This is a genomic window from Roseobacter weihaiensis (assembly GCF_020622345.1).
GTDB lineage: Bacteria > Pseudomonadota > Alphaproteobacteria > Rhodobacterales > Rhodobacteraceae > Roseobacter > Roseobacter weihaiensis.
Map to the genome: position 1 here is coordinate 47,745 of NZ_JACNMO010000008.1, position 14,094 is coordinate 61,838.

Consider the following 14,094-nt stretch of genomic DNA (forward strand, 5'->3'; position numbering starts at 1 on the left):
GGCCGCAATGGCCCCGCGGTCCTTTCGCAATGACATCGCTTCGGGTTTGGGCCTTCTTGCCTTTGCGATGATCCTGGCGGAATTTGTCCTATCGGGCCGCTTCCGGTCTGGTTCGGGCGGGCTGGGGTTGGACATAACGATCCGGTTTCACCAGTTGATGGCGCGTACCGCGTTGGCCTTTGCGGTGCTGCATCCGTTCATGTACCGGTGGCTGCCCGGCCCTCACAGACCGTGGGATCCAACACGGCAACTGACCCTCACCACTGATTTTTCCGAGCTTGTGACCGGCATTCTCGCGTTTTTGCTTTTGCCCGGCTTTGTGATCCTCTCCATGAAGCACGACGATCTGGACTACAGATATGAGATCTGGCGGCTGGTACACGGGCTGGGAGCGCTGCTGATTGCGGGGCTGTTGCTGCATCATGCGCTGAATGCAGGGCGCTACAGCGCCGACCCGGTCATGGTCTGGATGTGGGGTGCAATGACAGCGGTTGCCGGCTTTTCGCTTTTTGCCGTCTACTGTCTTAAACCCGCCTATCAGGTCATGCATCGCTGGCGCGTGGCAGCGATTGACCGGCTCACACCGCACCAATGGGCTGTGACAATTACGCCAGATGGGCATTCAGGCGTGCCCTACAAGGCGGGTCAGTTTGTCTGGCTCAACATTGGACATGTCCCGTTTTCCCTTGCCGAGAACCCTTTTTCCATCAGTTCAGCCCCAAGCGGTGGGCCCGATCTGAGTTTCCTTATCAAGGAGGCAGGCGATTTCACATCGCAGCTTGACCAGATCGAGGCTGGCGAAAAAGCCTATATCGACGGCCCGCACGGCACGCTGACAGTCGCAGGGCGGCACGAGCCGGGCATTGCCCTGATCGCCGGGGGCGTGGGCGTTGCGCCCCTGCTCGGCATCTTGCGCGAGTGTCACCTGACGGATGATCCGCGACAGAGGGTGTTGGTCTATGGCAACCGCACCGAAGACCAGATTGTCTGTCGCGAAGAAACCGAGGCCTTTGCCCGGTCGGGAAAAACCCGTGTGATTCATGTCTTGCGCGAACCAGGGGCGGACTGGCGCGGGCAGCGCGGCGTTGTCGATGCGGATCTGATTGAACGTGTCTTTGATCAGAGCCAGTTCGAGACATGGCTTTTTGTGTTATGCGGCCCGCCGAAGATGATGACCAGCGTCGAAGAGCTGCTGACGAGCAAAGGCGTCGCTGCCCCCCGCATCCTTTCGGAAAGGTTCCAATATGACTAGCTGGTTCTGGCGACTGACCCGGGAACGACGGGTCGGGTGGGCGGTGGTGACTGTCAACGTTTTCCTGATCCTGGCACTTGTCGCCTTTGCTTTGCGGTAGACCCGTGCGGTTCCTCTTACAGGCTCCACCCCTGTTGGCGGAAAGCCCAGCCTGCAACGCCCGTGACACCGGTCAAACCGGCCTACCCTTCAAGAAAAGCGGATATCCGGTCGCGCACCTGCGTCGCTGATGTCAAGGTCAAAACATCTTCCGCCAGCTTGTCACATGCCGCTTTGTTCAGGTCCCTGACGGTCAGCTTGAATTCAGCAATATCAGCAGGCGCCATGCTGAATTCATCAAGCCCCATGCCGATCAGAACCGGTGCCGCCAGCGGGCTGCCGGCCATGGCCCCGCACATCCCGATCCAGATACCCGCGCGATGCGCCGCCGCGATGGACTTCTGCACCATCTTCAGCACGGCAGGATTGAACGGATCAAACAGCGTTTGCACTTTCGGATTGGCGCGGTCAGCGGCCATTGTGTATTGCGTCAGGTCATTGGTGCCGATGCTGAAGAAATCGACCCGCGGTGCCAGAACATGGGCCATTTCTGCCGCGGCGGGCACCTCAATCATGATCCCCAGCTCGATCTCTTCGGCGAACGGCTGCCCCTGCTGCCGCAATCGGGCCTTGGCCTTGTCGACATGCGCGCGGGCCGCGTCCAGCTCTGCCAGCGTACTCACAAGCGGAAACATGATCCGCACCGGACCATGTGCGCTCGCCCGCAGAATTGCACCAAGCTGGATATCAAAAAGCGCGGGCACGTCCAGACTGTACCTGATCCCCCGCCAGCCAAGGTTCGGGTTGGCTTCGGCCGGACGCGCCATGTAGAGGACGGGTTTGTCGCCACCGATGTCGATGGTCCGGACCGTCAAAGGCTTGCCGTCGAGGCCTTCCAGAATCGTGCGGTAGATCTCGTATTGCTCAGCTTCGCTGGGGGCTTCGGGGCGGCGCATGAACAAAAACTCGGTCCGCAGCAGGCCGACTTCCTCTGCACCGCTCTTGGCAATCAGGCCGGTTTCCTCCACCGATGCCATATTCGCAGCAACCCTGACCTCGTGGCCATCCGCGGTGATTGCAGGCTCGAACCGGACCTCCTCCGCCAGTGCTTGCCGCGCCTGCCACGTTGCCCGTTGCGTTTCGAGCGTGGCTTTCTCCTTGGGGTCCGGGTTCAACACAAGCTGCCCCTCGGCGCCATCGAGCATCACCTCCTGACCATCGGGCAAGGATGCCAATGCCGCGCCGAGGGCAAACACCACCGGCACCGGCAAGCTTGCCGCAAGAATGCCGGCGTGGGATGTCTTGCCGCCCGCACTGGTGCAGATGCCCAGGATCCGGCGCGACGAGAAACCGAGCACGTCCGAGGGCAGCAGTTCGTCAAGCGCCAGAATGACCGGGGTCTCGACATCCACGGCCTCCCCTGCCCCCGTAAGAAGGCGCAGCACCCGCTGCCCCACATCCAAAACATCCGCTGCCCGAGCAGCCATGGCGGGGTCTTGCAGGGCGCTGTAGCTGTGGATCAGATCGCTGATGATCTCACGCCAGATTGCGGCTGCGCAGAGTTTTCGGGCGGTGATTTCATCCTCGACGCGCTGGCGAATATCGGGATCGTGCAGATGAGCGATATGGGCCTCGAATATCTTCCGGTCATAGGCAGAGAACTGGCCCTCCGCCGCATCAAGCTGGGCTTTGATCTCTGCCTCTGCTGCCGCGAGGGCTTGTTCGAAGGCTGCGATTTCGGATGCCGGATCGGTGATCGCTGTCGGGGCGATGTCGGGCAGGTCTCTTGCCACATGGTGCAAAGGCCCGACCGCAAATCCCTTTGCAACGGGCACCCCTGAAAGGTGTTTCACCGCACCGTCTGTGGCCACGGGCGGCCCGGCTGCCGGTGTCACGCCATCCTCGTCAAAGTTCTCCGCCAGCAGATGTGCAATTTCGTCAAACACGGTGTCGGATGTCGCGTCCCGTGCCACCAGACGGATCTGGTCATTCCCCGAGACTTCGGACAGCATCACCCCGTTGATGCTTTTGGCGTTAGCGGCGGGTTTGCCCTTGGTGAGGTTTATCAGATGAACCTCTCCCGCAATCCTGCTCATCGCTTCGGCGAACTTTGCCGCCGGCCGGGCGTGCAGACCCAGACGGTTCGTGACAGCGAAATCGCGTGAGACGCCGCCCTCCTGCGACAGTTGCACCAGCGCGGCACCACCGCGCGCCTCGCGGACCACCTCCTCCATAGTGCCGCCGGCCGCGATTTGCACAGTGGCGGCAAGCACACCTTCCACCAGCGGAGCATCACAGAACGTGACCTTGGCACGCTCGGGTTCGTCCAACAGGTCAATGGCCATCTCGGCGCTCAACCGGGCTGAGCCGACATCGGCAAAAATCAGGACACCCTCGGCGGAAGCCACCGATCGCACGGCCTTCATGACCCGAAGCGCATCGGTGCCCAAGGCACCTTCGGGGTCGTCCAGCCCGCCCGCTGACGCGATCGGGACAGGCGCTTGTGTCATCGCCTCGGCCATCTCCTTGAGACCCTCCGCCAGTTTACGGCTGTGAGAGACGATGACGAGACCGATCATCTGCCCGCCACGACATCCGCCAGAGCGCGCAGGATCATCGCACTGGACGTGGCCCCCGGATCCTGGTGGCCTTTGCTGCGGTCGCCCAGATAGCTGGCGCGCCCACGTTGGGCCAGCATCGGCACCGTGGCACTGGCCCCCGCCTCTGCGGCTTTTGCAGCCGCCTGCACCGCTAACGAAACTGTCCCGCCCTGGGTGGCCTCCATGCGGCAGGCGACCGCTGCGGGATCAAGCGCGTCGATCATGGTCTTCATGCCGGTCTCGGCTTTCCCGCGTTTCTTGACCGCTGCCACGGCCTCCTCCAGGGCGGACGCCAGCGCGTCGATATCGAGTGGTGCCGCGCCCTCAAACCTCTTGGCGAGCGCCAGAAAATAGGTGCCATAAAGCGGGCCCGCAGCGCCCCCGACCTTGGAAATCAGCGCCATGGCGACGGCCTTGGCCACAGCGGCGGGATCCTCTCCCGGCGGCAGGGCGGCGCTGGCCGCATTGAAGCCGCGCTGCATGTTGTTGCCATGGTCGGCATCTCCGATCGGACTGTCGAGATCGGTCAGATAAGCGCGGTTTTCAGACAACACATCCGCCGCCTTCCTGATCCAATCGCGCAGGGTGTCCGCTGTCAGAACACTTTGTGTCAACTCAACACCCCCACCGCAAGGCGGGTGTGTTCACCGGCGCGTCGTAAAGCCTCAGAATCTCCTCATCCGTCTTGACCAGCGTGATCGACATGCCTGCCATCTCCAGCGAGGTAATGTAATTGCCCACCAGATTCCGGATGATCTTTACTCCATGCCGCCCCGCCACCTCGGCCAGTTTTGCATAAACGGTGTAAAGTTCAGAGAGCGGTGTGCCGCCCATACCGTTCACGATGGCGATCACCTGGTCCCCGGACTGAAAGGTGATGTCTTTCACTTCGACATCCACCCAGTCCTGCTGCGCCCTGTCCCATTCGGGCAATGCGCGCGTATAGGCCTCATCCTCCAGAATATGATTGGCGAGGATTTCAGTCACGGCATCTGCGCTCTTGATCTTTGTCCGCGCCACGCCGGGTTCTCCGTGGATACCGATGCCGATCTCCATCTCTCCCTCCGGCAGGTCGAAACTGGGCTTGCCATTCTGCGGCGTCGTGCAGGAGGTGAGCGCCATGCCCATGCTCTTGCCAAAGATATTCACCTTTCGGCAGAGCGCCGCCAAGCGGTCCAGATCGTACCCCTCCCGGGCGGCAGCACCACAGACCTTTTCGGCAATCAATGTCGTGCCCAGCCCGCGCCGCCCGGCGGTATAAAGAGAATCCTTCAAAGCCACATCGTCATCGATGACGATATTGCGCACCTCGATCCCGTCTTCGCGCAGCATGTCGGCAGCCATCTGGAAATTCAGCACATCGCCGGTATAGTTCTTGACGATCTGCAGCAGACCCCGGTCGCCTGCAACCCTCTTTCCCGCCGCAACCATCTGATCCGGTGTCGGCGAGGTAAAGACCTGACCAGGACAGGCCGCATCCAGCATGCCAAGCCCCACGAAACCGCCATGCAGAGGTTCATGCCCGGACCCGCCGCCCGAGATCACCGCCACCCGGTCCTGCGCCCCATCCACCGCGGAGACGAACGTGGGATCGCTGTGAACTTCGATATCCTCATGCGCCAGTCCAAACCCATGCAGCTGTTCAACCGTCACATCTTCGGCGTTATTGATGAGTTTTTTCATTTCGTCACCTCCCACTCCGGGCGCTCGGTGTCATAGGTCTCGAAGACGCCCCGGTAAAATCCGCGGTAGAACGCGCCGGCAATCAGGCCGCCGCAGATGCTGGCGATGCTGGGGATCCACCATCCGCCCCGCGGTCCGGGCAAGGCCATCTCGCCCCAGCCGAAGAAGAATGACACGACCCGCGGCCCCAGATCGCGCGCCGGATTCATTGCCGTCATCGAAATCGGTGCTTCATAGGCCACCAATGCGGCCACCAGCAGCCCGATGAAGAACGGGGCCAGATTGGCCGACGGCGCTGAGGTGTTGTGCTGGTCGGTCAGGAACAGCACGCCAAACACAAGAATGCCGGTGGTGAAGGCCTCCGACAAAAACCACTGGGTGAGCGAGACCTGTGCAAATGCCTCCGGCGTCGTTCCGATGAAGGCGGGATTGGGCGCGTAGGTACCGAACCCCATTGCACTCAACTGGCTGCCGGGCTGGCCGCGCACGATCTCGGCTCCAAGCTCGAATTGCGCCACGATCCCCGCGTAAAATCCATAAATCGCGGCTGACGCCAGTATGGCTCCGATGAACTGCGCCAGGATATAGGGGGCCACCTTGGCCCAAGGGAACCCCGTGAAAACCGCCATCGTGAGGGTCACGGCGGGGTTGATGTGACCGCCCGAGATCTTGCCGGACGCATACACCCCGAAGGTCACGCCAAGCGCGAACATCAAGGCAACGGGCCAAAGGCTCAATCCCCCGGTCCAGACCGACACGGCAACGGCCCCAACGCCAAAGAGCACCAGAATGAATGTGCCGATCGCCTCCGCGATCATTTCGTGAAAGATCGATCTCTGCATGGCGGACATCCTCCCAGGTTGTCTTGCAAACGCATGTCGCGACGCCACGCAGGTGCAGGGCGACAACAGGAGCGAAGCTACAATCTGCCGTCCCCGCTGGATTGATCGATATCAATCTAGCAGGCGCTGCCGGCACCCTGCGCCGACGAGGCATCCCGATTGATCCAGATCAGTCGACGGGGCGCCAAATCGTCCAAGCTCGCCCCTGCCGCCGCGACCTTCCTGGCGGTGAAAACAATGACGGAGAACGGATATGGAACGCGCGACAGTGCTTTTTGTGGTGACGCAGGACACACCAGATGAGGTGATATCGGAGTTGGCCGAGGCCTCGGCCCAAGAGCAGATGCATCTGAGCTGCATGCTCTTGGGCATCGCGCCGCCGCTGCCGATGTACGCCTACGGCGTTCCCCCCTATGGCACAATGAGTGTCCCGGATAACTGGGCAGAGGTCACCAATGCCGCCAACGACCGGCAAAATCAGCGCGCAGAGCAGATCGAAGGCCTCTTGGCGCGCAGCGGCACCTCGGGGGACGTTCTGTCCCATCTCTGTGCAACGATGGACATGAAACATCTGGTCGCGCGCCGGGCGCGGGTCTGCGACATCGCGCATTTTGCATCAGACCTGTCCGACACACCCGATATCCTGCGCGAAGCGGCCCATGGGATATTGTTTCAATCTCCCATTGGGCTGATCCTGAACGACACGCCCTGCCTGAAACCGCAGCGCATCTTCGTGGCCTGGAACAGAAGCGATGCGGTCTCGAAAGCGGTTCACTTGGCCTTGCCGTACCTGAAGAACGCGCAGGAGGTCATCATCGGATGTTTTGATCCCGTCATGACTCCGGAGAAAGAAGGGGCCGATCCAGGGACCGACGTCGCCGCATGGCTCAGCCACCACGGCTGCAACGTCACCGTGTCCCAATATCCCAGTGGCGGGGAGGAAATCGCCCAAGGCATTCAGGATCGCGCGAAGGAGGTGGGCGCAGACCTTGTTGTCATGGGGGCTTACGGGCATGCACGTCTGATGGAGGCTGTTTTTGGCGGCACCACCCGGACGATGATGGAGCAGACGGAACTGCCCGTCCTTATGGCGCATTGATCGCGGCCTTTCGGGCAAATGAAAGGTGTTGTCGCACAGAAGCGTTCAACGCATCCCGCCGCTACGCAAAGGTCGCCTGAGGGGCTTGCAGGCTGAAACCTCTGAAGCCTGCAAGCAGCTGCGCGAAATCAGATCGCGTTCAGCGGCACTTTCAGCATCGGCTTTCCACCATCGCCTTTTGGCAAAACCCCGGCGCGCATGTTGACCTGCAACGAAGGCAAGATCAGATTGGGCATCTGGAGTGTCGCGTCCCGTGCTTTTCGAAACCTGATGAACTTTGCACGGGATGTCCCTTTGCCAACATGGATGTTTTCGGCTTTTTCTTCGGCGACGGTGGTTTCCCACATGATGTCGCGCCCGCCCGGCGCATAGTCATGGCACATGAAGAGCCGCATTTCATCGGGCAAGGCGAGAACCTTTTGAATTGAGTCGTAAAGCTGGCCTGCGTCTCCTCCCGGGAAATCCGCGCGGGCCGACCCGCCATCCGGCATGAACAATGTATCGCCAACAAAAGCGGCATCCCCCACCACATGCACCATACAGGCGGGCGTGTGTCCGGGCGTGTGCATGGCAAAGGCGGTGATCTCCCCGATCTGGTAGGTGTCGCCATCCTTGAACAGCCTGTCGAACTGCGACCCGTCCCTTTGAAACTCTGTTCCTTCGTTGAACACTTTGCCAAAGGTGTCCTGAACAACGGTGATCTGCTCGCCAATGCCGATCAGCCCGCCCAGTTTCGACTGGAGGTAGGGGGCGGCGGATAGATGATCGGCATGCACATGGGTTTCGATCAACCATTCCAGTTTAAGGTCATGTTTGTGGATGTACGCGATGATTTCATCGGCGTGATCGTAGGTGATCCGACCGGCCGCGTAATCGATATCCATCACCGGATCGACCACGGCGCAGGCGTTTGTCTTCTGCTCCACCACAACATGGCTGATCGTGTTCGTCTGCGGGTCGAAAAACGACTCGACCGCCGGATGCACGCTGATATCTACAGGATATTTCATTGTTCAATTCTCCGCTTTCGGGCTATCGCGAGGATCATGGGCGCAAGACTAGGACCCTTCCGTGACAAGATCACGGTCGCGCAAGAACACCAAACAGGATTGAGAAATATCAACCCCCACGGATACGGCCCGCCCGCACTCTGATCCCATTGAAACCACCCCGCAGGCCCCGAATATCCCCAAACCATGCGCTCAACAGTCATCACCCGGCCCGACCTGCGCCTGCTCTGTTTTCCGTATCGCGATCAGGGTCGCGATCGGTCCCAATATCTCGAAAATCACCGTGCTGCCGATGGTCATGGCGATGATCTCCGACCGCCACTCGGGAAACCTCTGGGATGCGACAAGAGCCATGCCGATCGCAATGCCCGCTTGCGGCATGAGCGCGATGCCGTACCAGATCCGCTCCTGCGCGGGCGCCCGTGCAAGATGGGCCCCAAGCCATCCACCAAAGACCCGCGCCACCAGGCGCAAGGCAATAAAGCCAAAGCCAACAAGGCCCAGAGACAGGGCAACCTCGATCTCCAACGCGGCCCCGGCAAGAATGAAGAACAAAACCATGAACGGCCATTGGATGTGCTCGATTTCATGGAACGCCTTCTGGTGGTGTGACGCGGCATTCACGATGACGGCCCCAACCGTCATCCCGGCAATCAGAAAACTCACCTCGAGCCAGAGCGCCAACCCGGCGGTCAGAAACACAAGGCTGAGCGCTTCGACTTCAAGCGGCTCTCCGTCGTTCAGTCGCCCGGTCAGAAATGCGGCAGGTGCCCCGACAAGCGCGCCCAATAGAACGGCGCCAAAGACCTCCCAGCCCGCATCCGACAGCCCCGTCCCGGCGGACTGGCCGTTCAGGTGGGAAACCACCACCAGCGTGAAACTGAACACGATCAACCCCCACACATCATCGATCGCAACAATGCCCCGCAGGGTCTGTGTGAAACGATTGTCGCGGCCCGATTGGGTAATGACATCATTTGTCGCAGCCGGCGCCGTGGCCGTCGCAATCGCAGCAAGCAAAAGCGCAAGGCCAAGAGGCACCCCGACCGCGACAAGACCGCCCCCCACGACAACCAGTGTCACGAAGACAATACTCATTGAAATCAGAAGGATCGCGGCACCATTGCGTCGCAGGTTTTCCAGCTTCAGCGCGCTGCCCAGCAAAAAGGCCACCATGGTGAGTGCTGTCACCGACAGAAATTCGTACCAATCCCAAAGGCTATCCGGAATGAGGCCAAAGCCTGACCCGCCGGCCAGCAAACCAAGAAGCAGGAGCAACGTCACGCGGGGAAAACCTGTTTGGCGGGCTAACAGATCAGCCATCAGACCCGCCAGAAACAACGCCCCAAGTGCGACAAGGGATAAAGGATTGGTCACGATGCCGCTAGCGTAGCGGAATGCAATCCGACGCGTCCAGCCCTCTGACCGGATCATCCGGGCCACATTCCTCGTCGGTTATGGGGTATCTGTCCTCACGAATGCAGCCGGAGATCAGCAGGACCAGTGAAATCATAAAGAGTGATTGGACGAGTTTCATAGTTTACTCCGCGTTGATTGTTTCTGTCAGGCCATCCTTAGCGGGTGCCCGCCTTTGCCTTTTGATTTTCCTCAACCGCAAAAAGCCTTCCCGCGCCTCTGCGCATCACCTGCTTTCCGGAGCCTACAGCACGTCAAAGGTAATTTCTCCAGATGCCATTGATATTCGTCAAACCGCCGCGGTACCACCTGTCAGAGGATGGCCCAAATCGCAGAATTTGAGGTCTTTGACGGCGAAAAGAGGAGCAGGCGCGTGGCGGCAAAGCAGATTATCGCAATCCTTCTGGTGGTTGCTGCAAGTGGTGCGGGATATTTCTATTGGGACAGCCAGAACCGGGATGATCTGCCCGAAGGAATTGCATCCGGGAACGGTCGGATCGAAGCCGTTCAGGTCGATGTTTCGACCAAATTCGCAGGCAGGGTCGAAGCCGTTCTCGTGCATGAGGGTGATTTCGTCGTTCCGGATCAGGTGGTGGCGAGAGTTGAGATATCCCAGCTTCAGGCGCAGCTGCACCGGGCCAATGCCGAAATCGCCAGCGCGCAAAGCCTGGTTGCAGCTGCAGAAGCAGAGGTCAAGATGAGCAGAGCGGAGCTCATGCTGGCCGAGCAGGAGCTTGACCGTTCCGCCAGTCTGCTCGAACGCGGTCACACCAGCCAGGAGAATTACGACATCCGCAGAACCGCACGCGATGTCGCGATATCGACCCTGTCATCCGCGATTGCCAACCAGACCTCGCGGGAACGGGGTGTCGACGCCGCAAAGGCCACGGCAGAAGAAATCGGTACACAGATCGAGGACGGCGTGCTGACCTCCCCGGTGTCGGGGCGGGTGCTCTACCGGCTCGCCGAACCGGGCGAGGTTCTGGGCAACGGCGGCAAGGTGCTCACGATTGTGGATCATGACGACATCTACATGGAGATTTTTCTGCCCGCTGCACAGGCACATCTCGTGAATGTCGGCAGCGAGGCCCGCATCCAACTTGATATCTTTGATGTGGCGATCCCCGCGACAGTCAGTTTCGTCTCGCCGGATTCGCAATTCACACCCAAGCAGGTCGAAACGGCCACCGAACGTGACAAGCTGATGTTTCGCATCAAGGTCCGGGTCATGCCGGAACTGGTCAGGCAGAACATCGAACGGGTGAAAACCGGGCTGCGCGGCGTGGCCTATGTGCAACTGGACGGCACACCGGCACCGGACTGGTCCTCCTTCCTGCAGGAACTGCCACAAGACGAATTGGTCGGGACAGAGCAGCCTGATGCCAACTGAGCCTTCCGCGATCACGCATGGGATCGTCGCCCGCGTGCGAGAGGTCAGCCATACCTACAAGACCGCGACGCCGCTGGACGCGGTGTCCGTGGATATCGCCGAAGGGGAAATGATCGGCCTGGTGGGCCCCGACGGTGTCGGGAAATCGACACTGCTGAGCCTGATTGCGGGGGCGCGCAAGCTGCAAAAGGGTCAGCTGCAGGTTCTGGGCGGCGAGATGAGCAACAGTGCTCATCGCAGAAGCATCAGCCCCCGGATTGCCTATATGCCGCAAGGCTTGGGCAAGAACCTCTATGAGCCGCTCAGCATCCGGGAGAACCTCGATTTCTTCGGCAAGCTCTTTGGCCTTCCATCGGCAGAGCGCGCAGCGCGCATCGACCAGCTGACCAGTGCAACGGGCCTGAAACCCTATCTGACACGCCCCGCTGGCAAGCTCTCGGGAGGAATGAAACAGAAGTTGGGGCTGTGCTGTGCCTTGATCCACGATCCCGATCTGATGATCCTCGACGAGCCGACCACCGGTGTCGATCCGCTGTCACGGCGCCAACTGTGGGAATTGATCGACAAGATCAAGGCCAACCGTCCGAAGATGAGCGTTCTGGTCTCGACAGCCTATATGGACGAAGCGGAACGGTTCGATCAGCTGATTGCAATGAATGCAGGCCGCATCCTGGCCTGCGACACCCCCGCCGGTCTCAAAAGGCAGACCGGGACTGACACGATTGAAGCCGCCTTTGTGAGCCTCCTGCCCCGCACTGCGGTGGATGGCCACACGGCGCTGACCATCCCACCGCTTGATACCGTCGATATGCCCCCCGCCATCGTGGCAGAAGGGCTGACGCGCCGGTTTGGTGATTTCACCGCGGTGCAGAACGTCAGTTTTCGCATTGGTGTTGGAGAGATCTTTGGCTTCCTCGGCTCCAACGGTTGCGGCAAGACCACAACGATGAAAATGCTCACGGGTCTGTTGCCCGCCTCGGAGGGTCAGGCGTTCCTGTTCGGCAAACCCGTTGACACCACCGGGTCGGATACACGGCGGCGCGTCGGCTTCATGACCCAATCCTTTTCGCTCTATGGCGAATTGACGGTTGTTCAGAACCTGCGGCTGCATGGCCGTCTGTTTCACATGGCCCCCAAGAAGATCGACGCCCGCATTGAAGAGCTGGTGGCGCGGTTCGGCCTTGTCCCCTACCGCGATGCGCTGGCCTCTGCTTTACCGCTTGGCATTCGTCAGCGGCTTTCGCTGGCGGTGGCGGTGATCCATGAGCCGGAAATGCTGATCCTCGATGAACCGACATCCGGTGTCGATCCTGTCGCGCGCGATGACTTCTGGAAACTGCTGGTCGAGTTGTCGCGCCGGGACAGAGTCACGATTTTCATCTCTACCCATTTCATGTCGGAGGCGATGCGCTGTGATCGCATCTCGCTGATGCACGAGGGCCGGGTTCTTGTGCGCGGCACACCGCAGGATTTGGTGGAGAGCAAAGGAGCCCCCGATCTCGAAGCCGCGTTCATCAGCTATATCGAGGACGACATGAGCAAATCCACGGACATCCCGGCGGACACGCCCTCCCCGCTCGGCGGCGATCTTGGAGGGGCGGCCCATATACCGCCGCCACGACCCAAGGCGGCATCCCAGGCGATCAACCGCGCGCTGGCCTTCAGCACCCGCGAGATGCTGGAGGTTGTGCGCGATCCCATCAGGATGGCCTTTGCCTTTCTGGGCAGCATGTTTCTGCTGCTGATGATTGCCTTTGGCATCTCGCATGATGTGGAGGATGTGACCTTTGCGGCACTCGACTTTGACCAATCGCCGGAAAGCCGGGCGTATCTTTTGAATTTTTCGGGGTCCCGATACTTCATTGAAAAGCCCGAACTGCAAAGCCACGCCGAGTTTGAGGCGCGGTTGACCTCCAACGACATCACGCTGGCCCTTGAGATCCCAAGAGGGTTTGGCGAGGACGTCAGATCCGGCTCAAGACCGGAAGTCTCCGCATGGATCGACGGCGCCAATACGCAGCGCGCCGGAACCATCGAGGGGTATGTGTCGGGCGGACACTTTGAATATCTCGACCAGCACCTGCATGACAGCGGGCAGGACATCGCTGAGCTGGAACTGGTCACGGTTGAAACGCGGTATCTCTACAACCCCTCGTTCGAGAGCATCTATGCTGTCGGCCCGTCCGTGCCCGCCATGCTGCTGATGCTGTTTCCCGCCATTCTGATGGCCGTCAGCGTCGTGCGGGAAAAGGAAATCGGGACAATCACCAATTTCTACGTCACCCCGACCAGCCGAACGGAATTCCTTGTGGGAAAGCAACTACCCTATGTTGTCATAGGGTTGATAAACTTTTTCGCCATGTGCCTGCTGGTGATCTTTGTCTTGCAGGTGCCCCTGAAGGGCAGCATTTTGGCGTTGACCCTCGGCGCGCTCCTCTATGTGACTGCGGCGACCGGTTTTGGCCTCTTGATGTCGACTTTTACCCGCACCCAGGTGGCGGCGGTCTTTGCGACGGCCATTCTTTCGCTGCTGCCCACAATCCAGTTCTCCGGAATGCTGCAACCCATATCCACCCTTGAAGGCGGTGCATGGCTGGTGGGAAATATCTGGCCCACCAGCTATTTCGTCCACCTCAGCGTGGGCGCCTTTACAAAAGGTCTTGGCCCCGGCGATGTGCTTTCTGACCTCGCCTTCCTGCTGATCTATGCGCCGGTTTTCACGCTGGTCTCGGCATTTTTGCTGAAAAAGCAGGAGCTGTAGCG

Annotated in this window: 10 protein-coding genes; 4 read left to right on the top strand and 6 right to left on the bottom strand. The window is 60.2% G+C overall.

Annotated features, from left to right (window positions below):
* Positions 1-7: 7 nt before the first annotated feature.
* Positions 8-1,252 (top strand): ferredoxin reductase family protein, encoded by a 1,245-nt coding sequence (locus H7847_RS10945; RefSeq protein ID WP_227269527.1) that lies wholly within the window; start codon positions 8-10, stop codon positions 1,250-1,252.
* Between the two features lie 182 nt (positions 1,253-1,434).
* On the opposite strand, the gene ptsP is transcribed toward H7847_RS10945, so the two are convergent.
* The 4 genes from ptsP to H7847_RS10965 are packed head-to-tail and all read right to left on the bottom strand — an operon-like array spanning position 1,435 to position 6,416.
* On the bottom strand, positions 1,435-3,870 hold the full coding sequence (gene ptsP, locus H7847_RS10950; protein ID WP_227269528.1) for a phosphoenolpyruvate--protein phosphotransferase: 2,436 nt from the start codon (positions 3,868-3,870) through the stop codon (positions 1,435-1,437).
* A complete protein-coding gene (gene dhaL / locus H7847_RS10955) occupies positions 3,867-4,505 on the bottom strand; it encodes a dihydroxyacetone kinase subunit DhaL (protein WP_227269529.1) in 639 nt (212 codons plus the stop codon). Before dhaL ends, ptsP begins: the two co-directional genes overlap by 4 nt.
* A gap of 1 nt (position 4,506) precedes the next feature.
* Positions 4,507-5,574, bottom strand: a complete 1,068-nt coding sequence (dhaK, locus tag H7847_RS10960) for a dihydroxyacetone kinase subunit DhaK (RefSeq protein ID WP_227269530.1) — start codon at positions 5,572-5,574, stop codon at positions 4,507-4,509.
* A complete protein-coding gene (locus H7847_RS10965; protein ID WP_227269531.1) occupies positions 5,571-6,416 on the bottom strand; it encodes an MIP/aquaporin family protein in 846 nt (281 codons plus the stop codon). The genes dhaK and H7847_RS10965 overlap by 4 nt, the downstream gene beginning before the upstream one ends.
* Before the next feature lie 253 nt (positions 6,417-6,669).
* Between H7847_RS10965 and H7847_RS10970 the strand changes: the two genes are divergently transcribed.
* On the top strand, positions 6,670-7,515 hold the full coding sequence (locus tag H7847_RS10970) for a universal stress protein (RefSeq protein ID WP_227269532.1): 846 nt from the start codon (positions 6,670-6,672) through the stop codon (positions 7,513-7,515).
* Positions 7,516-7,643: 128 nt separating this feature from the next.
* Here H7847_RS10970 and H7847_RS10975 read toward each other — a convergent pair whose 3' ends face one another.
* Together H7847_RS10975 and H7847_RS10980 are read right to left on the bottom strand one after the other, a co-directional pair.
* Complete coding sequence (locus H7847_RS10975) at positions 7,644-8,525, bottom strand: MBL fold metallo-hydrolase (protein ID WP_227269533.1); 882 nt, start codon at positions 8,523-8,525, stop codon at positions 7,644-7,646.
* Between the two features lie 192 nt (positions 8,526-8,717).
* Positions 8,718-9,959 carry a cation:proton antiporter gene (locus tag H7847_RS10980; protein WP_227269534.1) on the bottom strand — a complete coding sequence of 414 codons (1,242 nt, stop codon included), beginning with the start codon at positions 9,957-9,959 and terminating at the stop codon, positions 8,718-8,720.
* A 355-nt stretch (positions 9,960-10,314) separates the two neighbouring features.
* Here H7847_RS10980 and H7847_RS10985 point away from each other — a divergent pair, with 355 nt between their 5' ends.
* Both H7847_RS10985 and rbbA read left to right on the top strand, forming a co-directional pair.
* Entirely contained in the window at positions 10,315-11,331 is a 1,017-nt protein-coding gene (locus H7847_RS10985) for an HlyD family secretion protein (protein ID WP_227269535.1), read from the top strand.
* On the top strand, positions 11,321-14,092 hold the full coding sequence (gene rbbA, locus H7847_RS10990) for a ribosome-associated ATPase/putative transporter RbbA (protein ID WP_227269536.1): 2,772 nt from the start codon (positions 11,321-11,323) through the stop codon (positions 14,090-14,092). Before H7847_RS10985 ends, rbbA begins: the two co-directional genes overlap by 11 nt.
* The last annotated feature ends 2 nt before the right edge of the window (positions 14,093-14,094 follow it).

Excerpts from the sequence above, each read along its gene's own strand:
- H7847_RS10945 (WP_227269527.1), top strand. The coding sequence starts at position 8 with ATGGCCCCGCGGTCCTTTCGCAATGACATCGCTTCGGGTTTGGGCCTT.
- ptsP (WP_227269528.1), bottom strand. The coding sequence starts at position 3,870 with ATGATCGGTCTCGTCATCGTCTCTCACAGCCGTAAACTGGCGGAGGGT.
- dhaK (WP_227269530.1), bottom strand. The coding sequence starts at position 5,574 with ATGAAAAAACTCATCAATAACGCCGAAGATGTGACGGTTGAACAGCTG.
- H7847_RS10965 (WP_227269531.1), bottom strand. The coding sequence starts at position 6,416 with ATGCAGAGATCGATCTTTCACGAAATGATCGCGGAGGCGATCGGCACA.
- H7847_RS10970 (WP_227269532.1), top strand. The coding sequence starts at position 6,670 with ATGGAACGCGCGACAGTGCTTTTTGTGGTGACGCAGGACACACCAGAT.
- H7847_RS10975 (WP_227269533.1), bottom strand. The coding sequence starts at position 8,525 with ATGAAATATCCTGTAGATATCAGCGTGCATCCGGCGGTCGAGTCGTTT.
- H7847_RS10980 (WP_227269534.1), bottom strand. The coding sequence starts at position 9,959 with ATGATCCGGTCAGAGGGCTGGACGCGTCGGATTGCATTCCGCTACGCT.
- rbbA (WP_227269536.1), top strand. The coding sequence starts at position 11,321 with ATGCCAACTGAGCCTTCCGCGATCACGCATGGGATCGTCGCCCGCGTG.